The organism is Escherichia sp. E2661, assembly GCF_004745185.1.
GTDB lineage: Bacteria > Pseudomonadota > Gammaproteobacteria > Enterobacterales > Enterobacteriaceae > Escherichia.
Genome location: NZ_PDIG01000011.1, coordinates 32,429 through 54,530, shown reverse-complemented (window position 1 = coordinate 54,530; position 22,102 = coordinate 32,429). Strand labels below are relative to the sequence as shown.

The window sequence follows — 22,102 nt, the reverse complement described above, 5'->3', positions numbered from 1 at the left end:
AATAATCATTCTCGTTTACGTTATCATTCACTTTACATCAGAGATATACCAATGGCGCGTTCCAAAACTGCTCAGCCAAAACACTCACTGCGTAAAATCGCAGTTGTAGTAGCCACAGCGGTTAGCGGCATGTCTGTTTATGCACAGGCAGCGGTTGAACCGAAAGAAGACACTATCACCGTTACCGCTGCACCTGCGCCGCAAGAAAGCGCATGGGGTCCGGCTGCCACTATCGCGGCGCGACAGTCAGCTACCGGCACCAAAACAGATACGCCGATTCAAAAAGTGCCACAGTCTATTTCTGTTGTGACTGCTGAAGAGATGGCGCTGCACCAGCCGAAGTCAGTAAAAGAGGCGCTCAGCTACACGCCGGGTGTCTCAGTGGGTACGCGTGGTGCATCCAACACCTATGACCACCTGATCATTCGTGGTTTTGCTGCGGAAGGCCAAAGTCAGAACAACTATCTGAATGGCCTGAAGATGCAGGGCAACTTCTATAACGATGCGGTTATCGACCCGTATATGCTGGAGCGCGCTGAAATCATGCGTGGCCCGGTATCTGTGCTTTATGGGAAAAGCAGCCCAGGCGGCCTGTTGAACATGGTCAGCAAGCGCCCGACCACCGAACCGTTGAAAGAAGTGCAGTTTAAAGCCGGGACTGACAGCCTGTTCCAGACCGGTTTTGATTTCAGCGATGCGCTGGATGATGACGGCGTTTACTCTTATCGTCTGACCGGTCTTGCGCGCTCTGCCAATGCCCAGCAAAAGGGCGCGGAAGAGCAGCGTTATGCCATTGCTCCAGCGTTTACCTGGCGTCCGGACGATAAAACCAATTTCACCTTCCTTTCTTACTTCCAGAATGAGCCGGAAACCGGTTATTACGGCTGGTTGCCGAAAGAAGGGACCGTTGAGCCGCTGCCAAACGGTAAACGTCTGCCGACTGACTTTAATGAAGGGGCGAAGAACAACACCTATTCTCGTAATGAGAAGATGATTGGCTACAGCTTCGACCACGAATTTAATGACACCTTTACTGTGCGTCAGAACCTGCGCTTTGCTGAAAACAAAACCTCGCAAAACAGCGTTTATGGTTACGGCGTCTGCTCCGATCCGGCGAATGCTTACAGCCAACAGTGTGCAGCTTTAGCGCCAGCGGATAAAGGCCATTATCTGGCGCGCAAATACGTCGTTGATGATGAGAAGCTGCAAAACTTCTCTGTTGATACCCAGTTGCAAAGCAAATTCGCCACTGGCGATATCGACCATACCCTGCTGACCGGTGTCGACTTTATGCGTATGCGTAATGACATCAACGCCTGGTTTGGTTACGACGACTCCGTACCGCTGCTCGATCTGTACAATCCGGTGAATACCGATTTCGATTTCAATGCGAAAGATCCGGCAAACTCCGGCCCGTACCGTATTCTGAATAAGCAGAAGCAAACGGGTATTTACGTTCAGGATCAGGCGCAGTGGGATAAAGTGCTGGTCACTCTGGGCGGTCGTTACGACTGGGCAGATCAAGAATCTCTTAACCGCGTAGCGGGAACGACAGACAAGCGTGATGACAAACAGTTCACCTGGCGTGGTGGCGTTAACTACCTGTTTGATAACGGCGTAACACCGTACTTCAGCTATAGCGAATCGTTTGAACCTTCTTCACAGGTCGGGAAGGATGGTAATATTTTCGCACCGTCTAAAGGTAAGCAGTACGAAGTCGGCGTGAAATACGTACCGGAAGATCGCCCAATTGTGGTGACTGGCGCGCTGTATAATCTCACCAAAACCAACAACCTGATGGCGGATCCTGAGGGTTCCTTCTTCTCGGTTGAAGGTGGCGAGATCCGTGCGCGTGGCGTAGAGATCGAAGCAAAAGCGGCGCTGTCGGCGAGTGTTAACGTGGTCGGTTCTTATACCTATACCGACGCGGAATACACCACCGATACCACCTACAAAGGCAATACACCTGCGCAGGTGCCAAAACACATGGCTTCTCTGTGGGCTGATTACACCTTCTTTGACGGTCCACTTTCAGGTCTGACGCTGGGTACTGGCGGTCGTTATACTGGCTCCAGCTACGGCGATCCGGCGAACTCCTTTAAAGTGGGAAGTTATACGGTCGTGGATGCGTTAGTGCGTTATGATCTGGCGCGAGTCGGTATGGCGGGCTCCAACGTAGCGCTGCATGTTAACAACCTGTTCGATCGTGAATACGTCGCCAGCTGCTTTAACACTTATGGCTGCTTCTGGGGCGCAGAACGTCAGGTCGTTGCAACCGCAACCTTCCGTTTCTAATTTTCTCTTTGGGGCACGGATTTCCGTGCCCGTTTCACAAGTTGGCTGTTATGCAGGAATACACGAATCATTCCGATACCACTTTTGCACTGCGTAATATCTCCTTTCGTGTGCCCGGGCGCACGCTTTTGCATCCGCTGTCGTTAACCTTTCCTGCCGGGAAAGTGACCGGTCTGATTGGTCACAACGGTTCTGGTAAATCCACTCTGCTCAAAATGCTTGGTCGTCATCAGCCGCCGTCGGAAGGCGAAATTCTTCTTGATGCCCAGCCGCTGGAAAGCTGGAGTAGCAAAGCGTTCGCCCGCAAAGTGGCTTATTTGCCGCAGCAGCTTCCTCCGGCAGAAGGGATGACCGTGCGTGAACTGGTGGCGATTGGTCGTTACCCGTGGCATGGCGCGCTGGGGCGCTTTGGCGCGGCAGATCGCGAAAAGGTCGAAGAGGCGATTTCGCTGGTTGGCTTAAAACCGCTGGCGCATCGGCTGGTCGATAGTCTCTCTGGCGGCGAACGTCAGCGGGCGTGGATCGCCATGCTGGTGGCGCAGGATAGCCGCTGCCTGCTGCTCGACGAACCGACCTCGGCGCTGGATATCGCCCACCAGGTTGATGTGCTGGCGCTGGTGCATCGTTTAAGTCAGGAGCGTGGCCTGACGGTCATTGCCGTGCTGCACGATATTAATATGGCTGCGCGCTACTGTGATTATCTGGTCGCCCTGCGCGGCGGTGAAATGATTGCTCAGGGAACGCCCGCGGAAATTATGCGCGGCGAAACCCTCGAAATGATTTATGGCATCCCGATGGGGATTTTGCCGCATCCGGCGGGTGCTGCACCTGTGAGTTTTGTTTATTGATGAGCGGTTTACCTCTTATTTCGCGCCGCCGACTGTTAACGGCGATGGCGCTTTCTCCGTTGCTATGGCAGATGAATACCGCCCGTGCGGCGGCTATTGATCCACATCGCGTTGTGGCGCTGGAGTGGTTGCCGGTGGAATTACTGCTGGCGCTCGGCATCGTACCTTACGGCGTGGCGGACACCATCAACTATCGCCTGTGGGTCAGCGAACCACCATTACCTGAATCGGTGATTGACGTTGGTTTGCGCACAGAACCTAACCTTGAACTGCTGACCGAAATGAAACCATCGTTTATGGTCTGGTCGGCGGGATATGGCCCTTCGCCAGAAATGCTGGCACGCATTGCGCCGGGACGCGGATTTAACTTCAGCGACGGAAAACAGCCGCTGGTGATGGCGCGTAAATCGCTGACGGAAATGGCGGATTTACTTAATCTGCAAAGCGCAGCAGAAACGCATTTAGCGCAATATGAAGATTTTATCCGCAGCATGAAACCCCGCTTTGTGAAGCGTGGAGCGCGCCCGTTATTGCTGACGTCGCTTCTCGATCCGCGCCATATGCTGGTCTTCGGTCCAAACAGCCTGTTCCAGGAAATTCTCGATGAGTACGGCATCCCAAATGCCTGGCAAGGGGAAACCAACTTCTGGGGCAGTACCGCCGTCAGTATCGATCGTCTGGCGGCGTATAAAGATGTTGATGTGCTCTGTTTTGATCACGACAACAGTAAAGACATGGACGCGCTAATGGCAACGCCGCTGTGGCAGGCCATGCCGTTTGTCCGCGCCGGACGCTTTCAGCGCGTACCTGCAGTCTGGTTTTATGGTGCGACGCTCTCGGCAATGCACTTTGTGCGCGTTCTGGATAACGCCATCGGAGGTAAAGCGTGAGTAAACGAATTGCGCTTTTCCCGGCGTTATTGCTGGCGCTGCTGGTGATTGTCGCTACGGCGCTGACCTGGATGAACTTTTCGCAGGCGCTGCCGCGTAGCCAGTGGGCGCAGGCTGCCTGGTCGCCGGATATCGATGTCATCGAGCAGATGATTTTTCACTACAGCTTGTTGCCGCGTCTGGCGATTTCGCTGCTGGTGGGCGCGGGCCTGGGGCTGGTGGGCGTGCTGTTTCAGCAAGTGCTGCGTAACCCGCTGGCGGAACCGACAACGTTGGGCGTTGCTACAGGCGCGCAACTGGGGATTACCGTCACGACGCTCTGGGCGATCCCCGGCGCGATGGCGAGCCAGTTTGCTGCGCTGGCGGGCGCTTGTGTCGTTGGCTTAATCGTTTTTGGCGTCGCGTGGGGGAAACGGCTTTCGCCGGTAACGCTGATCCTCGCGGGGCTGGTGGTGAGCCTTTATTGCGGGGCGATCAATCAGTTACTGGTCATCTTCCATCACGACCAGTTGCAAAGCATGTTCCTGTGGAGCACCGGAACGCTGACGCAAACCGACTGGGGCGGCGTTGAGCGTTTATGGCCGCAGCTGCTGGGCGGCGTGATGCTGACGTTACTGCTACTTCGCCCGTTAACCCTGATGGGGCTTGATGATGGCGTGGCGCGCAATCTCGGGCTGGCCTTGTCGCTGGCGCGTCTGGCTGCGCTGTCGCTGGCGATAGTCATCAGTGCGCTGCTGGTGAACGCGGTGGGGATTATCGGCTTTATCGGCTTGTTCGCGCCGCTGCTGGCAAAAATGCTGGGCGCGCGGCGTCTGCTGCCGCGACTGATGCTGGCGTCGCTGATTGGGGCGTTAATTCTGTGGCTTTCTGATCAAATCATCCTCTGGCTGACTCGCGTGTGGATGGAAGTTTCCACCGGTTCAGTCACTGCGTTGATTGGTGCGCCGCTGCTGTTGTGGCTACTGCCGCGTTTACGTAGCATCAGTGCGCCAGATATGAAGGTTAACGATCGTGTCGCGACTGAACGCCAACACGTGCTGGCGTTTGCCCTCGCGGGCGGCGTGCTGCTGTTGATGGCTGTGGTGGTGGCGCTGTCGTTTGGTCGTGATGCGCACGGCTGGACGTGGGCGAGCGGGGCGTTGCTCGAGGATTTGATGCCCTGGCGCTGGCCGCGAATTATGGCGGCGTTGTTTGCGGGCGTTATGCTGGCGGTGGCGGGCTGTATTATTCAGCGGCTGACCGGAAACCCGATGGCAAGCCCGGAAGTGCTGGGGATTAGCTCCGGCGCGGCGTTTGGCGTGGTGTTAATGCTGTTTCTGGTGCCGGGTAATGCCTTTGGCTGGCTGTTACCCGCGGGAAGTCTCGGGGCTGCGGTGACGCTGTTGATCATTATGATCGCCGCCGGACGCGGTGGATTTTCCCCACACCGTATGTTACTGGCGGGGATGGCGTTAAGTACCGCGTTCACCATGCTTTTGATGATGTTGCAGGCGAGCGGTGACCCGCGAATGGCGCAAGTGTTGACCTGGATTTCCGGTTCGACCTACAACGCGACCGATGCGCAGGTCTGGCGCACGGGGATTGTGATGGTGATTTTGCTGGCGATTACCCCGCTGTGTCGCCGCTGGCTGACCATTTTACCGCTGGGCGGTGATACCGCGCGAGCCGTGGGGATGGCGCTGGCGCCGACGCGAATTGCGCTGCTGCTGTTAGCGGCTTGCCTGACGGCGACCGCGACAATGACCATCGGGCCGTTGAGTTTTGTTGGTCTGATGGCACCGCATATCGCGCGGATGATGGGCTTTCGACGGACGATGCCGCACATCGTGATTTCAGCGCTGGTGGGGGGATTACTGCTGGTGTTCGCTGACTGGTGTGGACGGATGGTGCTGTTTCCGTTCCAGATCCCGGCGGGGCTGCTGTCGACCTTTATCGGCGCACCGTATTTTATTTATTTGCTGAGAAAGCAGAGCCGTTAATTTTTCCATATAACGGCGCTGAACTCCAGGTCAGATAAGGTGTCCATGCCGCATCCGACAAACAATGCCCGATGCGACGCTGGCGCGTCTTATCGGGCCTACAAACGGTCCTGATCTGTAGGTCGGATAAGCGTTCACGCCGCATCCGACAAACAATACCCGATGCGACGCTGAAGCGTCTTATCGGGCCTACAAACGGCCCTGCACTCCAGGCTGGATAAGGCGTTTACTCCGCATCCGGCAAACAATGCCCGATGCGACGCTGGTGCGCCTTATCGGGCCTACAAACGGCCCCGAACCGTAGGTCGGATAAGGCGTTCACGCCGCATCCGACAAACAATGCCCGATGCAACGCTGGCGCGTCTTATCGGGCCTACAAACGGTCCTGATCTGTAGGTCAGATAAGGTGTTCACGCCGCATCCGGCAAACAATGTTGGATCACAACTTCGCAAACACCCGACGTGCAGCATCGATGGTGTTATTGATATCTTCCATGCTGTGCGCCACAGACATAAAGCCCGCTTCAAACGCTGACGGTGCCAGGTAAACACCTTCGTCCAGCATCATATGGAAGAAACGCTTAAAGCGTTCCACGTCACAGGACATCACATCCTGGTAGCATGTCACGGACTCGGCGTCGGTAAAGAAAATACCGAACATGCCGCCAACGTGGTTAACGACCAGCGGAATTCCCGCTTCTTCCGCCGCTTCCAGCAGACCTTCTGCCAGACGTGTTGTCAGCTCATCCAGTGTCTCGTGAACGCCCGGCTGCGCGACTTCATTCAGACAGGCGAAACCGGCTGCCATCGCAATCGGGTTACCGGAAAGCGTACCCGCCTGATACACCGGACCCGTCGGAGCCAGCGCATCCATCACATCACGACGACCGCCGAAGGCACCTACCGGCATTCCGCCGCCGATGATTTTGCCCAGACAGGTGAGATCTGGCACCACGCCGTAATAATCCTGTGCGCCAGCTAGCGCCACGCGGAAGCCGGTCATTACTTCATCGATGATCAGCAACGCGCCAAATTCGTCGCACAGCGCGCGCAGACCTGGCAGGAACTCTGGCAGCGGTGGAACACAGTTCATATTGCCTGCCACCGGCTCGACGATAATACAGGCAATCTCTTGCGGGTACTGTTCGAACGCGGCGCGTACAGAGGCCAGATCGTTATAAGTACAAGTTAAGGTATGTTTGGCGAAATCCGCCGGAACGCCCGGTGAGTTTGGCTGCCCTAAAGTGAGCGCGCCAGAACCGGCTTTCACCAGCAGGCAGTCAGCGTGACCGTGGTAGCAACCTTCGAATTTAATGATCTTGTCACGGCCAGTAAAACCACGGGCCAGGCGGATGGCGCTCATTGTCGCTTCGGTGCCGGAGTTCACCATGCGCACCATATCCATCGTCGGCACCAGTTCGGTCACCAGTTGCGCCATTTTCACTTCCATTTCGGTCGGCGCACCAAAGCTCAGACCGCGCTCGGCGGCTTCAATCACTGCGTTACGGATCGCCGGATGATTATGGCCCAGCACCATCGGCCCCCAGGAACCGACATAATCGATATACGCTTTGCCATCAACATCATACAGATAAGCGCCGTCCGCTTTTTCGATAAACAGTGGAGTGCCGCCCACGCCAGTAAAGGCGCGAACAGGAGAGTTCACACCGCCAGGGATCAGCTCACGCGCTGCGCTGTAAAGATTTTCAGACTTACTCATGGAGGGGTTCCTGATTCGTAGAAAAAGTGAATGGCTGCTATTCTAGGTTATTCATAACAAGTTAAATACTCGTCAACAAGTTGCTTTTACTGCTGCAACTTTGACTTCGTAGAGTATAAAAGTTTTGTGCATTTGAAACATTACGCTTTGCAAAGGATTTTCATTGAATGTACGAGTAAAATGCCGTCATCTTATTTGTATGACCAATATGTGATCATTGGATGAAAACTGATACTCCCTCTTATGAAATACCGCAGGCTGCGCGTCTGCGACGCAGACAACTCATTCGCCAGCTTCTTGAGCGTGATAAAACGCCATTAGCTATTTTGTTTATGGCGGCGGTCGTCGGTACCCTTGTCGGGCTGGCAGCGGTTGCTTTTGACAAAGGTGTCGCCTGGTTGCAGAACCAACGAATGGGCGCGCTGGTACATACTGCCGATAATTATCCACTTCTGTTAACCGTTGCTTTTCTCTGTTCGGCAGTGCTGGCGATGTTCGGTTATTTCTTAGTGCGCAAATACGCGCCGGAAGCGGGTGGTTCGGGTATCCCGGAAATTGAAGGGGCGCTGGAAGATCAACGTCCCGTTCGCTGGTGGCGTGTATTGCCAGTGAAATTCTTTGGTGGCCTGGGGACGCTGGGCGGCGGTATGGTACTGGGGCGCGAAGGGCCAACCGTGCAGATTGGCGGTAATATTGGCCGGATGGTGCTTGATATTTTCCGCATGAAAGGTGACGAAGCTCGCCATACGTTACTGGCAACCGGTGCAGCGGCGGGGCTGGCGGCGGCTTTTAACGCGCCGCTGGCGGGTATTCTTTTTATTATTGAAGAGATGCGTCCGCAGTTTCGCTATACGCTAATTTCGATTAAAGCGGTATTTATTGGCGTCATTATGTCGACCATTATGTACCGGGTATTTAACCACGAAGTTGCACTTATTGACGTCGGTAAACTTTCTGACGCCCCGCTCAATACGCTGTGGCTTTATCTGATCCTCGGTATTATTTTTGGCATCTTCGGCCCTATTTTTAATAAATGGGTGCTGGGAATGCAGGATTTGCTGCACCGTGTGCACGGCGGCAATATTACCAAATGGGTACTGATGGGCGGTGCAATTGGTGGTTTGTGTGGGCTGCTGGGTTTTGTCGCTCCTGAAACCTCAGGCGGTGGATTTAACCTGATTCCTATCGCCACGGCGGGGAACTTCAGCATGGGAATGCTGGTATTTATCTTTGTCGCGCGGGTCATCACCACCTTACTCTGTTTCTCTTCCGGCGCGCCGGGCGGTATTTTTGCCCCGATGCTGGCGCTGGGTACCGTGCTGGGAACCGCGTTCGGGATGGTTGCCGTTGAACTGTTTCCGCAATATCACCTTGAAGCAGGCACCTTTGCTATTGCCGGAATGGGCGCGTTACTGGCGGCGTCCATTCGCGCGCCGTTAACGGGGATCATTCTGGTATTAGAGATGACAGATAACTATCAGCTCATTTTGCCAATGATTATTACCGGTCTTGGCGCAACACTATTAGCACAATTTACCGGCGGAAAACCGCTATACTCGGCGATTCTTGCGCGCACGCTGGCAAAACAGGAAGCGGAGCAACTGGCGCGAAGCAAGGCCGCTGTCGCCAGCGAGAATACTTGAACGAAATACCAGGGTATTAGATAATGGCGATTATTATTGGGTTAGAATTTGCCCAATTGCCGATGTCGTTTGGAGCAAAATATGAGTGATGACGTAGCACTGCCGCTGGAGTTTACCGACGCAGCAGCCAACAAAGTTAAAAGCCTGATCGCTGACGAAGATAACCCGAATCTGAAATTACGCGTGTATATCACCGGTGGCGGTTGCAGCGGCTTCCAGTATGGTTTCACCTTTGATGATCAGGTGAACGAAGGCGATATGACCATTGAAAAACAGGGCGTTGGCCTGGTGGTTGACCCAATGAGCCTGCAATATCTGGTTGGTGGTTCTGTTGATTATACTGAAGGTCTGGAAGGTTCGCGTTTCATCGTGACCAACCCGAACGCGAAAAGCACCTGCGGTTGCGGTTCTTCCTTCAGCATTTAATCTGCTGTTAATGTGCCGGATAAACTATCCGGCACATCTACTCTCTTTAACGCCCATTCTCATCCAGCGCAAACGTCGGCAGTTTAAGATGCCAACGGATAGCTGCCAGTCGAATCAATAGCGTTACCACCATCCCCATCATACTGGCCGTTTCTAACGGGACGGAAAACGTATAATAAGCCGTAGCGTGGACAATACCGCCGATAATACAGGCTGTTGCGTAGATTTCTGTACGTAAAATCATGGGGATTTCGCGCGCCAGCACATCGCGAATGATCCCGCCGCCAACGCCCGTAATAACACCCATACATACCGCAATCAATGGACCCGCATCCGCATTAAAGGCTTTGTTGACGCCAATGCCAACAAATACTGCCAACCCAACAGCATCCAGCACCGGCAGCATCCATTTCGGCAAGCGTCTTGGCTGGCGTACCAGGACGATCGTCAGCATGCTGGTTACCATTGCAACGACCAGATCGGTAGGGTCTTTCACCCAAAATACCGGACCGTGATCCAGCGCCATGTCGCGAATGGTTCCACCGCCTACCGCGGTAACCACGCCTAATACCAGGACGCCAAAAGGGTCCATACGCAATTTTCCGGCAAGTAAAACGCCGGAGATGGCAAATACCGCTGTGCCGACTATATCCAGCCAATAGACGAGCATTGTTCAATCCCCACTGAGCACCTGAAAAGGTCAGGCGCTAATCCACTTGTGAAAGCGCATTACAGAGTTGTTGTGCAGCGAGGATAATACGTGGGCTTGCACGTTCAAACCAGTCACTTGTGAGAGGAATAATGGGAATTTTGAGCTGTTCACCCCAGTATTGCTCGATTTTAGGAGTTTGGTCCGATCCGCCAGTGATGACAATTGCCTGTGGCGCGCGTGCTAATACCTGTTCACGGCTCACCTGCGGCCAGGGAACATGGCTGTTTTTAAAGATGTTTTCTCCACCGCAAACTTCCAGTACCTGGTTCTGAATCGACTCTTTTCCGCTGGTGAAGGGCGGATTAATGCCGAATTGTAAGAAAACACGTTTTTTAGGTTTGTCGGCGAATTTAGCTTTGAGTTGCGCATACTGTTCCAGCAAGGTTTGCGCGGCTTTCTCGGCCTTGTCAGGTTGCGGACTCCACGGGGCCAGTTGACGTAACGCATCGGCAATTTGTTCAATGCTTGTCGCATCGACCCACATCACTTTTATTCCCAGCGAAGCAAGCTGGTCAACTTGTCGCTCGGCGTTACCCCCGCGCCAGGCTACGACCAGATCGGGTTTTAGCGCCACAATACGTTCCAGATTCATCCCTTGCCAGGTGGAAACCTGCTCTATTTTCTGTGCTTCTGGCGGATAGTCGGAATAACTGCTGACCGCTACCGGCGTGATCCCGGCGGCAAATGCGAGTTCGGTGTTAGCGGGGGAAAGTGTGATGACACGCGGCGCGGCGTTGAGCCACAGTGGCGCAAGAAAAGACAGGGCGACCAGCGCCCTGAATAGTGACTTAGCCATGAGCCAGTTTCTGCACCAGTGACTCAACCATCAGGCTGGACTGTTTGGCAGCAACGGCCAGGAACTCGTCGAAGCTAAGGTGAGACTGTTGATCGGCGACGTCAGAGATGGCGCGCACCACCACAAACGGAACGTTAAAATTGTGGCAAACGTGAGCGATAGCCGTCGCTTCCATTTCTACTGCAATGGCCTGCGGGAAATTGTGGCGGATTTTCGCCAGACCAACAGAGCCGTTGATGAAAGCGTCGCCGCTAACAATCAGGCCACGTACAGCGTTAAGATTCAGTTCGGCAATGCAGGATTCGGCGGCAGCGATCAGTTTATCGTCAGCTTTGAAGCCCGCAGGGCAGCCAGGCAGTTGACCGTATTCATAGCCAAACGCCGTGACATCCGCGTCGTGATAACGTGCTTCGTCCGAGACAACGATATCGCCCACTTTCAGCGTTGGCGCCAGGCCACCCGCGGAACCGGTGTTAATAATCACATCAGGCTTGCAGTGTTCCAGCAGCAGAGTTGCACCCAGCGCTGCTGCGACTTTACCAATGCCTGATTTCAGAAGCGCAACCTCGGTTCCGTTCAGTTGGCCGGTATAGATTTCGCAACCGCCCAGGCTGATAGTTTGACGGTTTTCGATTTTGTCACGCAGCAGCGTAACTTCTTCTTCCATTGCACCAATGATGCCGATTTTCATAGATTTACTCGCGATAAGCTCGATTTGAAGGCATAGTTTATCATGCGCTTGAGGGGAAGCGTATTTCTCACGCGGGAGAGGACATGGCACAGATTGATTTCCGAAATAAAATAAACTGGCATCGTCGTTATCGTTCACCGCAGGGCGTTAAAACTGAACATGAGATCCTGCGGATCTTCGAGAGCGATCGCGGGCGTATTATCAACTCCCCGGCGATTCGCCGTCTGCAACAAAAAGACCCAGGTCTTCCCACTTGAGCGCAATGCTGCCGTGCGCACGCGTCTTACCCATTCTATGGAAGTTCAGCAGGTGGGGCGTTATATCGCTAAAGAAATTTTAAGCCGCCTGAAAGAGCTTAAATTGCTGGAGGCTTACGGTCTGGACGAGTTGACCGGGCCGTTTGAAAGCATTGTCGAAATGTCGTGCCTGATGCATGACATAGGAAATCCGCCGTTTGGTCATTTCGGCGAGGCAGCCATTAATGACTGGTTCCGTCAGCGCTTGTACCCGGCGGATGCCGAAAGTCAGCCATTAACCGACGATCGCTGTAGCGTGGCAGCGTTGCGATTGAGGGAAGGGGAGGAGCCGCTCAACGAGTTGCGGCGAAAAATTCGTCAGGACTTATGTCATTTTGAAGGTAACGCACAGGGTATTCGTCTGGTGCATACATTGATGCGGATGAATCTTACCTGGGCCCAGGTAGGCGGTATTTTAAAATATACCCGTCCGGCGTGGTGGCGTGGCGAAACGCCCGAGACTCACGATTATTTAATGAAAAAGCCGGGCTATTACCTTTCTGAAGAATTCTATATTGCGCGTTTGCGTAAAGAACTTAATTTAGCGCTTTACAGTCGCTTCCCATTAACGTGGATTATGGAAGCTGCCGACGATATATCTTATTGTGTGGCTGATCTTGAAGATGCGGTAGAAAAAAGAATATTTACCGTTGAACAGCTTTATCATCATCTGCATGAAGCATGGGGCCAGCATGAGAACGGCTCGCTGTTTGCGCAGGTGGTAGAAAATGCCTGGGAAAAATCGCGCTCAAATAGCTTAAGTCGTAGCACGGAAGATCAGTTTTTTATGTATTTACGCGTAAATACCTTAAATAAACTGGTGCCGTATGCGGCCCAACGATTTATTGATAACTTACCTGAAATTTTTGCCGGAACCTTTAATCATGCACTGTTAGAAGATGCCAGCGAATGTAGCCAGTTGCTGAAGTTATATAAAAATGTCGCTGTAAAACATGTGTTTAGCCATCCAGATGTCGAGCAGCTTGAATTGCAGGGCTACCGGGTGATTAGCGGTTTATTAGAGATATATCGACCGTTGTTAAACATGTCGTTATCAGACTTTACCGAACTTGTTGAAAAAGAGCGTGTGAAACGTTTCCCCATTGAAACGCGTTTATTCCATAAGCTCTCAACGCGCCATCGGTTGGCCTATGTTGAGGCTGTCAGTAAATTATCGTCAGATTCACCTGAGCTTCCGCTATGGGAATATTATTACCGCTGCCGACTGTTACAGGATTATATCAGCGGTATGACAGACCTTTATGCGTGGGATGAATACCGACGTCTGATGGCCGTAGAACAATAACCAGGCTTTTGTAAAGACGGACAATAAATTTTTACTTTTTGCAGAAACTTTAGTTCGGAACTTCGCGCTATAAAACGAATCTGAAGAACACAGCAATTTTGCGTTATCTGTTAATCGAGACTGAAATACATGAAAAAAACCACATTAGCACTGAGTGCACTGGCTCTGAGTTTAGGTTTGGCGTTATCTCCGCTCTCTGCAACGGCGGCTGAGACTTCTTCAGCAACGACAGCCCAGCAGATGCCAAGCCTTGCACCGATGCTCGAAAAGGTGATGCCTTCAGTGGTCAGCATTAACGTAGAAGGTAGCACAACCGTTAATACGCCGCGTATGCCGCGTAATTTCCAGCAGTTCTTCGGTGATGATTCCCCGTTCTGCCAGGAAGGTTCTCCGTTCCAGAGCTCCCCGTTCTGTCAGGGCGGTGGACAAGGTGGTAACGGCGGTGGCCAGCAACAAAAATTCATGGCGCTGGGTTCTGGCGTCATCATTGATGCCGATAAAGGCTATGTCGTGACTAACAACCACGTTGTCGATAACGCGACGGTCATTAAAGTTCAACTGAGCGATGGCCGTAAGTTCGACGCGAAGATGGTCGGCAAAGATCCGCGCTCTGATATCGCGCTGATCCAGATCCAGAACCCGAAAAACCTGACCGCGATTAAGATGGCGGATTCCGATGCGCTGCGCGTGGGTGATTACACCGTCGCTATCGGTAACCCGTTTGGTCTGGGCGAGACGGTAACTTCCGGTATCGTCTCTGCACTGGGGCGTAGCGGTCTGAACGCCGAAAACTACGAAAACTTCATCCAGACGGACGCAGCAATCAACCGTGGTAACTCCGGTGGTGCGCTGGTTAACCTGAACGGTGAACTGATCGGTATTAACACCGCGATCCTTGCACCAGACGGCGGTAACATCGGTATCGGTTTTGCTATCCCGAGCAACATGGTGAAAAACCTGACCTCACAGATGGTGGAATACGGTCAGGTGAAACGCGGTGAGTTGGGCATTATGGGGACTGAGCTGAACTCTGAACTGGCGAAAGCGATGAAAGTTGACGCCCAGCGTGGCGCTTTCGTAAGTCAGGTTCTGCCGAATTCCTCCGCTGCAAAAGCGGGTATTAAAGCGGGTGATGTGATCACCTCACTGAACGGTAAGCCGATCAGCAGCTTTGCCGCACTGCGTGCTCAGGTGGGTACTATGCCGGTGGGCAGCAAACTGACCCTGGGCTTGCTGCGCGATGGTAAGCAGGTCAACGTGAATCTGGAACTGCAGCAGAGCAGCCAGAATCAAGTTGATTCCAGCTCTATCTTCAACGGCATTGAAGGCGCTGAAATGAGCAACAAAGGCAAAGATCAGGGCGTGGTCGTGAACAACGTGAAAACCGGTACTCCGGCTGCGCAGATTGGCCTGAAAAAAGGTGATGTGATTATTGGCGCGAACCAGCAGACAGTGAAAAACATCGCTGAACTGCGTAAAGTTCTCGACAGCAAGCCGTCAGTGCTGGCGCTGAACATTCAGCGCGGCGATAGCACCATCTACCTGTTAATGCAGTAATCTCCCTCAACCCCTTCCTGCAAACGGGAAGGGGTTCTCTTTTCAATTTGTGACCCCCTCCACAACTCCATATTTCTCCGTCGTCCTTTGTGCATTTGCACAATGCTGTGCGTTGCGTACTTCCTTATGCTAAACCGTGCACAACGGAGGGCTTATGGCTGGCTGGCATCTTGATACCAAAATGGCGCAGGATATCGTGGCGCGTACCATGCGCATCATCGATACCAATATCAACGTAATGGATGCTCGCGGGCGAATTATCGGCAGCGGCGATCGTGAGCGTATTGGTGAATTGCACGAAGGTGCATTACTGGTACTGTCGCAAGGGCGGGTGGTCGATATCGATGATGCGGTAGCGCGCCATCTGCACGGTGTACGTCAGGGGATTAACCTGCCGTTACGGCTGGAAGGCGAGATTGTCGGCGTTATCGGCCTGACCGGTGAACCGGAGCATTTGCGCAAATATGGTGAACTGGTCTGTATGACGGCGGAGATGATGCTGGAACAGTCGCGGTTGATGCACCTGCTGGCGCAGGATAGCCGACTGCGTGAAGAGTTAGTCATGCACCTGATTCAGGCTGAAGAAAATACGCCAGCGTTAACTGAATGGGCGCAACGACTGGGTATCGATCTCAATCAACCCCGCGTGGTAGCCATTGTCGAGGTCGACAGCGGTCAACTTGGCGTGGACAGTGCGATGGCGGAACTACAGCAACTGCAAAATGCACTCACCACGCCGGAACGCAATAATCTGGTGGCGATAGTCTCGCTAACCGAAATGGTAGTGCTGAAACCGGCGTTGAATACGTTTGGGCGCTGGGATGCGGAAGACCATCGTAAGCGAGTAGAGCAACTTATTACTCGTATGAAGGAGTACGGTCAGCTGCGTTTTCGCGTGTCACTGGGCAATTATTTTACCGGCGCTGGCAGTATTGCGCGTTCTTATCGCACGGCGAAAACAACGATGGTAGTGGGTAAACAGCGTATGCCAGAAAGTCGCTGCTATTTTTATCAGGATCTGATGCTGCCAGTATTACTCGACAGTTTACGTGGCGACTGGCAAGCCAACGAACTGGCGCGTCCTCTGGCACGGCTAAAAGCGATGGATAATAATGGCTTGCTGCGGCGGACGCTGGCAGCGTGGTTTCGCCATAATGTGCAGCCGCTGGCAACGTCAAAGGCGCTGTTTATCCATCGCAATACCCTGGAGTATAGGCTTAATCGTATATCGGAACTGACCGGGCTGGATTTGGGCAATTTTGATGACAGGTTGCTGCTGTATGTTGCGTTGCAACTGGATGAAGAACGGTAGGTTATGCGTTAAGGTCGAGGCGGCGCTGGCTTGTTCCCCTCACCCCGAAGGGAAGAGGGGATTGCCCGAGCTAACCGTCAGTTCGGGATTATTTACGCGTCAGTTTTTCCAGATCGGCTTCAATCTCGCTGATCTTATTGGTTACTACTGACTCCAGATGACGTAAGTCGTCGAGGATCTTACGCTTAAGATCAACTTCGCTACGATCACGCTGGCAGATTTGATCAAGTTCATCAATGATATAACGCAGATTCGGGCTGATCTCCTGCACTTCTTTATAACCCTGACCCACACCATCGGCGACCACTGTTTTGCGCTGACGCGGATATTTAAACTTCACGCTTTTAGCGAAAAACTCGCCTTTGTCTTTCTGAAAATAGATTTTCAGAATATCGTTGTTGGCTTCCTGCCGGAGGCTGTAACGATCAATTTCTTCAGGATTGGTAATACCCAGACTTTTCAGATTGTCGTACATAGCGTTACCTCAAAATGAGTCAGTAAATTGTGCTTATCTTAGCATTTGGCCTGGCCCGCTCGGCTCGACTGTGATCGCAGAAAGCCTTTTTCTTCCAGACTTCTATCATGGCGTAAAATTAAAAAAATTACCTGCTTTATTCTGGTGATATTCCAGGGGATGGATTAGCACATTTATCTTCGTTTTGCGAATTACACGACAGTCCGAAACAAGATGAAAAAGTATTTAAAAAAGGGGAAGAATGAGTAGGACGAATTAATCTGAGCCAGAAAGCAAACGGGCAGCGTCGTGCTGCCCGTGTGCATACTTTTAGTCGATGGTACGCAGCAGTTCGTTAATGCCGACTTTGCCGCGAGTTTTCGCGTCAACTTTCTTAACGATAACCGCACAGTAGAGGCTGTATTTGCCATCTTTCGACGGCAGATTACCTGAAACAACCACAGACCCCGCCGGAACGCGACCGTAGTGGATTTCGCCGGTTTCACGGTCGTAAATACGGGTGCTTTGACCGATGTATACGCCCATAGAGATGACGGAACCTTCTTCGACAATCACCCCTTCAACCACTTCAGAGCGTGCGCCGATGAAGCAGTTATCTTCAATAATGGTCGGGTTAGCCTGCAGCGGCTCCAGCACGCCACCAATGCCTACGCCACCAGACAGATGCACGTTTTTACCAATCTGCGCACAGGAACCGACGGTGGCCCAGGTATCAACCATCGTACCTTCATCAACGTATGCGCCGATGTTGACATAAGATGGCATCAGCACGGTATTGCGGGCGATAAATGCGCCCTGACGCACTGCCGCTGGTGGCACGACGCGGAAGCCTTCTTTCTGGAAACGTGCTTCATCGTAGTTAGCGAATTTCATCGGCACTTTATCGAAGTAGCGGCTTTCTGCCCCTTCGATCACCTGATTATCATTAATACGGAAAGAGAGCAGCACCGCTTTTTTCAACCACTGATGCGTCACCCACTGACCGTCAATTTTTTCCGCTACACGCAGTGCGCCGGAATCCAGCAGGGCGATCACCTGATTTACCGCCTCGCGGGTAACGGTGTCTGCATTGGCTGGCGTGATCTCGGCACGGCGTTCAAAAGCGGTTTCAATAATGTTCTGTAACTGCTGCATTGTTAAACTCTTTTCATATCAGTAAACACATCACCCTTTATCGTTTGGATTGAGGGCCTCTGTCAACCGCTGATGCACTTCCTGCTGCAACTCGTTATTAAGTGCGCGCCGATCAGCGGTGGCGATTATGAATAAATCTTCTACTCGCTCGCCAATGGTTGTAATTCGAGCGCCATGAAGCGAAATTCCCAGATCGGCAAAAATTTTCCCAACTCGGGCCAGCAGACCAGGTTGGTCGAGAGCGATAAGCTCAAGGAATGATTTTCGGTCGGTATGGGTAGGCAAAAACGTCACTTCGGTTTCAACAGTAAAGTGACGTAGTTTGGCCGGTTGACGACGCGGCTGTGGTGGCTGCCAGCTACTTTGCGTCAGCACCTGCTCAAGTCCAAAACGAATGACTTCATGGCGATCTGCGGACAGCGGGCTGCCATCTGGTTCCAGCACGATGAAGGTATCCATTGCCATTCCGTCGCGGGTAGTGAAAATTTGTGCGTCGTGAACACTTAAATTGCGGCGGTCTAATTCGGCACAGACGGCGGCAAACAGATAGGGGCGGTCCGGGCTCCAGATAAAAATCTCGGTGCCTCCACGCGTAGCCTGCGGGCTAAGCAATACCAGCGGTTTGCTTAAATCATGCTGTAATAAATGGCGCGCATGCCAGGCCAGTTGATTTGGGCTATGGCGGACAAAATAGTTAGCGCGACAGCGCGACCAAATCTGGTGCAGCGCCTCTTCGTCGATGTTATCCATACGCAGCAGCGCCAGCGCCTGAAGCTGATGATGGCGAACTCGTTCGCGCATATCCGGCGTGTTTTGCATCCCGCGTCGTAGCTGTTTTTCGGTGGCGAAATAGAGTTCGCGCAACAGGCTTTGCTTCCAGCTATTCCATAGTGTTTCGTTGGTGGCGCAAATATCGGCCACTGTCAGGCATACCAGATAGCGCAGCCGGGTTTCCGTTTGCACTTCTTCGGCAAACTGCTTGATGACTTCCGGATCCTGAATATCGCGGCGTTGGGCGGTGACCGACATCAGCAAGTGCTGGCGAACCAGCCAGGCTACCAGTTGCGTTTCGCGCGAGTTCAGCCCGTGGAGCTCGGCAAAATGCACTACGTCTTGTGCGCCGAGTATCGAGTGGTCGCCGCCACGCCCTTTGGCGATATCGTGAAACAGTGCGGCGATAAAGATAAGCTCAGGTGACGGCAATCGCGGCCAGACATCCACACACAACGGATGGCGCTGGCGCGTTTCTTCACTGGCAAAACTCTCCAGTTTCAACATCACGCGAATAGTATGTTCATCCACCGTGTAGGCGTGGAACAGGTCAAACTGCATCTGCCCGACGATATGCGACCATTGCGGCATATAGGCACCGAGCACGCTATGGCGATGCATCGGTAACAGTCCACGACGCACCGAACCAGGGTGACGCAGAATGCTCAAAAATAGCTTTCGCGCTTCAGGAATATTGCACAGCGGTTGTTGCAGATGGCGACGGGCATGACGTAACTGGCGCAGCGTGGTGGAGTAAATGCCGGTGATCGCACTGTTGCGCACCATCGTATAGAACATGCGTAATATCGCTTCTGGTTGGCGCATAAACAGCGTTTCATCGCGCAGATCGATAAGCGTGCCGCGTAGCTGAAATTCATCATCTATTGGTCGCGGTTTTTCGTCGGCAGGGAGGGCGAGGATAGCCTCGTCGAACAGTTGCAATAGCATATGGTTAAGTTCGCTAACGCGGCGCGTAACGCGAAAATAATCCTTCATCATCTGTTCGACTGGCTCGTTACCTTCACCACCGTAATTCAGACGCTGGGCAACGCTAAGCTGGCGATCAAATAACAGGCGATTATCGTAACGGTTGACCACCAAATGCAGGGCGAAGCGAATTCGCCAGAGAATATGCAAACACTCATTTAGCTCTGCACGTTCCGCAGACGTTAAGAAGCCAAATCCGACCATTTCATCGAGTGATGTTGCGCCAAAATGGCGGCGGGCCACCCATTGCAGAGTGTGGATATCGCGCAAGCCGCCGGGGCTGCTTTTGATGTCTGGTTCAAGATTGTAGCTGGTGCCGTGATAACGCTGATGGCGCTGGTTTTGTTCTTCAACTTTCGCCGCGTAAAACTTATCGGACGGCCAGAATCCTTCGCTGAAAATATGCTTTTGCAGTTCGAGAAATAGCGCTACATCGCCAATTAACAAGCGGGATTCGATCAGGTTGGTGGCGACGGTTAAATCTGATAATCCTTCCAGCATGCACTCTTCAAGCGTGCGCACGCTATGACCGACTTCCAGCTTCACATCCCAGAGCAGCGTTAACAGCTCGCCCACTTTTTGCGCCTGATCGTCCGGAAGTTTTTTACGGCTTAAGATCAGTAAATCGACGTCTGAAAGCGGATGCAGCTCGCCACGACCATAACCACCGACGGCAACCAGCGCCAGATCGGCGATCTGGCTGAATCCTGAATCAATCCATAACCGTTGCAGGAGCTGGTCGATAAATTCAGTGCGGGCTTCAATCAATTGTTCAGCGGAGATCCCACTATCAAAGGCATCACCCAGCCAACGCTGGAAAGTATCAATATGGGCTTTTATCCCACAGACAGTTAATTCATCACGGGGCCAGGCGCATGGATTTTGCGGTTGACCGGGCAGGGTGGGGAGAGCGGTGTTTGCGTACTGTTCTGGAAGGGTATTCATCGTGCGCCACCCATAAGATTACATTATCACATTAAAAAAGCCGGCATTCGCCGGCTTCAGATTGTTGACAAAGTGCGCTTTGTTCATGCCGGATGCGGCGTGAACGCCTTATCCAGCCTACAACTCCTTGCAAATGGAGAAGGTAGGACGCATCAGGCATTTTTGCGTTTGTCTTCCTCTTATTCGTCGTGCGAGATTATCGCCGGGATGGTGTCATCCTTGCGTAACGTCAGAATTTCGCAGCCGTTATCAGTCACCACAATAGTATGCTCGTATTGTGCAGACAAGCTGCGATCTTTGGTTTTTACCGTCCAGCCATCTTTCATGGTGCGGATCTCTTTTTTACCCGCGTTGACCATTGGCTCGATAGTAAATGTCATCCCTGGTTTCAGCACGACGTTGGTTTCAGGGGAGTCATAGTGCAGCACCTGCGGTTCTTCATGGAAGCCGCGACCAATACCATGCCCGCAATATTCACGAACGACAGAGAAGCCTTCTGCTTCGACAAATTTCTGAATCGCAGCACCGATTTCGCGCAGATTGATGCCTGGTTTCACCATACGCAGCGCCAGGTACAGGCTCTCTTGCGTGATGCGGCACAGGCGTTCGCCCATGATGGTCGGCTTACCGACGATAAACATTTTCGAGGTGTCGCCGTGGAAACCATCCTTAATAACGGTGACATCGATGTTAACGATGTCGCCATCTTTCAGCAGCTTGGCATCGTCCGGAATACCGTGGCACACCACTTCATTAATAGAGATGCAAACAGATTTCGGATAACCATGATAGCCGAGGCAGGCAGAAACCGCGTGTTGTTCATTAACAATGTAATCATTACAGATGCGATCCAGCTCGCCGGTGCTGACGCCCGGTTTAACATAGGGTTCGATCATCTCCAGCACTTCGGCAGCCAGGCGGCCAGCGACGCGCATTTTTTCGATATCTTCAGGGGTCTTGATTGAGATAGCCATTAATTCTGTCCATCAGCGTCGGTGATACCGACAATATATATGTAAGTGCTGTCAATGGTATCACACCCGGGCAAATTGAGAATCATTCTGAATTTCGCCAAACGTGCCACTGAACGTTTTCTATAATAGAAAATTCATCGTCTGGTGCTGTATACAGCGCCAACAATTATTGGTGTCCGCGACGTATTTGTGGTATAAAGCGCGCCGGACTTCCGATCCATTTCGTATACACAGACTGGACGGAAGCGACAATCTCACTTTGTGTAACAACACACACGTATCGGCACATATTCCGGGGTGCCCTTTGGGGTCGGTAATATGGGATACGTGGAGGCATAACCCCAA

General features: G+C 52.7%; 18 protein-coding genes and 1 pseudogene. 11 read left to right on the top strand and 8 right to left on the bottom strand.

Annotated features, from left to right (window positions below; all coding sequences use genetic code 11):
* The first annotated feature begins 51 nt into the window (after positions 1-51).
* From fhuA to fhuB, 4 genes are read left to right on the top strand one after another with little or no spacing between them, the layout of a single operon-like run.
* Complete coding sequence (gene fhuA, locus CRI63_RS05865) at positions 52-2,295, top strand: ferrichrome porin FhuA (protein WP_130221605.1); 2,244 nt, start codon at positions 52-54, stop codon at positions 2,293-2,295.
* 50 nt (positions 2,296-2,345) lie between these two features.
* Positions 2,346-3,143: a Fe3+-hydroxamate ABC transporter ATP-binding protein FhuC gene (gene fhuC / locus CRI63_RS05860; RefSeq protein ID WP_001158929.1), complete on the top strand. Its 798-nt coding sequence runs from the start codon at positions 2,346-2,348 to the stop codon at positions 3,141-3,143.
* Positions 3,143-4,033 (top strand): Fe(3+)-hydroxamate ABC transporter substrate-binding protein FhuD, encoded by an 891-nt coding sequence (gene fhuD, locus CRI63_RS05855; protein WP_135404103.1) that lies wholly within the window; start codon positions 3,143-3,145, stop codon positions 4,031-4,033. The genes fhuC and fhuD overlap by 1 nt, the downstream gene beginning before the upstream one ends.
* On the top strand, positions 4,030-6,012 hold the full coding sequence (fhuB, locus tag CRI63_RS05850; RefSeq protein WP_135518789.1) for a Fe(3+)-hydroxamate ABC transporter permease FhuB: 1,983 nt from the start codon (positions 4,030-4,032) through the stop codon (positions 6,010-6,012). Before fhuD ends, fhuB begins: the two co-directional genes overlap by 4 nt.
* Positions 6,013-6,451: 439 nt before the next feature.
* On the opposite strand, the gene hemL is transcribed toward fhuB, so the two are convergent.
* A complete protein-coding gene (gene hemL / locus CRI63_RS05845; protein ID WP_130205003.1) occupies positions 6,452-7,732 on the bottom strand; it encodes a glutamate-1-semialdehyde 2,1-aminomutase in 1,281 nt (426 codons plus the stop codon).
* Between the two features lie 162 nt (positions 7,733-7,894).
* Between hemL and CRI63_RS24265 the strand changes: the two genes are divergently transcribed.
* Genes CRI63_RS24265 through erpA form a run of 4 tightly spaced genes read left to right on the top strand, consistent with a single transcriptional unit; the run spans position 7,895 to position 9,801 of the window.
* Positions 7,895-7,957 (top strand): hypothetical protein, encoded by a 63-nt coding sequence (locus CRI63_RS24265; RefSeq protein ID WP_214430084.1) that lies wholly within the window; start codon positions 7,895-7,897, stop codon positions 7,955-7,957.
* The gene (clcA, locus tag CRI63_RS05840; protein WP_130217336.1) at positions 7,954-9,375 is read left to right on the top strand and encodes a H(+)/Cl(-) exchange transporter ClcA; all 1,422 of its coding nucleotides are present in this window, start codon (positions 7,954-7,956) and stop codon (positions 9,373-9,375) included. The genes CRI63_RS24265 and clcA overlap by 4 nt, the downstream gene beginning before the upstream one ends.
* 23 nt (positions 9,376-9,398) lie before the next feature.
* Positions 9,399-9,464 (top strand): small protein YadW, encoded by a 66-nt coding sequence (gene yadW, locus CRI63_RS05835; protein ID WP_120795373.1) that lies wholly within the window; start codon positions 9,399-9,401, stop codon positions 9,462-9,464.
* Positions 9,457-9,801 carry an iron-sulfur cluster insertion protein ErpA gene (gene erpA, locus CRI63_RS05830; RefSeq protein ID WP_001295564.1) on the top strand — a complete coding sequence of 115 codons (345 nt, stop codon included), beginning with the start codon at positions 9,457-9,459 and terminating at the stop codon, positions 9,799-9,801. The genes yadW and erpA overlap by 8 nt, the downstream gene beginning before the upstream one ends.
* A gap of 46 nt (positions 9,802-9,847) precedes the next feature.
* Here the strand turns inward: erpA and CRI63_RS05825 are convergent, their stop codons facing one another.
* The 3 genes from CRI63_RS05825 to mtnN are packed head-to-tail and all read right to left on the bottom strand — an operon-like array spanning position 9,848 to position 12,000.
* Positions 9,848-10,471: a TRIC cation channel family protein gene (locus tag CRI63_RS05825; protein WP_064525034.1), complete on the bottom strand. Its 624-nt coding sequence runs from the start codon at positions 10,469-10,471 to the stop codon at positions 9,848-9,850.
* Positions 10,472-10,508: 37 nt separating this feature from the next.
* Positions 10,509-11,309 (bottom strand): vitamin B12 ABC transporter substrate-binding protein BtuF, encoded by an 801-nt coding sequence (gene btuF / locus CRI63_RS05820; RefSeq protein ID WP_130205008.1) that lies wholly within the window; start codon positions 11,307-11,309, stop codon positions 10,509-10,511.
* On the bottom strand, positions 11,302-12,000 hold the full coding sequence (gene mtnN / locus CRI63_RS05815; protein ID WP_064525028.1) for a 5'-methylthioadenosine/S-adenosylhomocysteine nucleosidase: 699 nt from the start codon (positions 11,998-12,000) through the stop codon (positions 11,302-11,304). Before mtnN ends, btuF begins: the two co-directional genes overlap by 8 nt.
* An 83-nt stretch (positions 12,001-12,083) precedes the next feature.
* Between mtnN and dgt the strand changes: the two are divergent.
* The 3 genes and pseudogenes from dgt to cdaR all read left to right on the top strand — a co-directional run bounded on the left by dgt (position 12,084) and on the right by cdaR (position 16,471).
* Positions 12,084-13,602: pseudogene (gene dgt, locus CRI63_RS05810) on the top strand (dGTPase).
* Positions 13,603-13,731: 129 nt separating this feature from the next.
* Complete coding sequence (gene degP / locus CRI63_RS05805; RefSeq protein WP_130205012.1) at positions 13,732-15,159, top strand: serine endoprotease DegP; 1,428 nt, start codon at positions 13,732-13,734, stop codon at positions 15,157-15,159.
* A 154-nt stretch (positions 15,160-15,313) separates the two neighbouring features.
* Complete coding sequence (cdaR, locus tag CRI63_RS05800) at positions 15,314-16,471, top strand: DNA-binding transcriptional regulator CdaR (protein ID WP_130217332.1); 1,158 nt, start codon at positions 15,314-15,316, stop codon at positions 16,469-16,471.
* 88 nt (positions 16,472-16,559) lie between these two features.
* On the opposite strand, the gene CRI63_RS05795 is transcribed toward cdaR, so the two are convergent.
* The 4 genes from CRI63_RS05795 to map form a co-directional block, all read right to left on the bottom strand.
* Complete coding sequence (locus CRI63_RS05795; protein ID WP_000272188.1) at positions 16,560-16,946, bottom strand: DUF3461 family protein; 387 nt, start codon at positions 16,944-16,946, stop codon at positions 16,560-16,562.
* Positions 16,947-17,255: 309 nt separating this feature from the next.
* The gene (gene dapD, locus CRI63_RS05790) at positions 17,256-18,080 is read right to left on the bottom strand and encodes a 2,3,4,5-tetrahydropyridine-2,6-dicarboxylate N-succinyltransferase (RefSeq protein WP_001186656.1); all 825 of its coding nucleotides are present in this window, start codon (positions 18,078-18,080) and stop codon (positions 17,256-17,258) included.
* 30 nt (positions 18,081-18,110) lie between these two features.
* Positions 18,111-20,783, bottom strand: coding sequence for a bifunctional uridylyltransferase/uridylyl-removing protein GlnD (gene glnD, locus CRI63_RS05785; RefSeq protein WP_135518787.1), 2,673 nt, complete (start codon positions 20,781-20,783; stop codon positions 18,111-18,113).
* Between the two features lie 179 nt (positions 20,784-20,962).
* Complete coding sequence (map, locus tag CRI63_RS05780) at positions 20,963-21,757, bottom strand: type I methionyl aminopeptidase (protein ID WP_001018190.1); 795 nt, start codon at positions 21,755-21,757, stop codon at positions 20,963-20,965.
* Between the last annotated feature and the right edge of the window lie 345 nt (positions 21,758-22,102).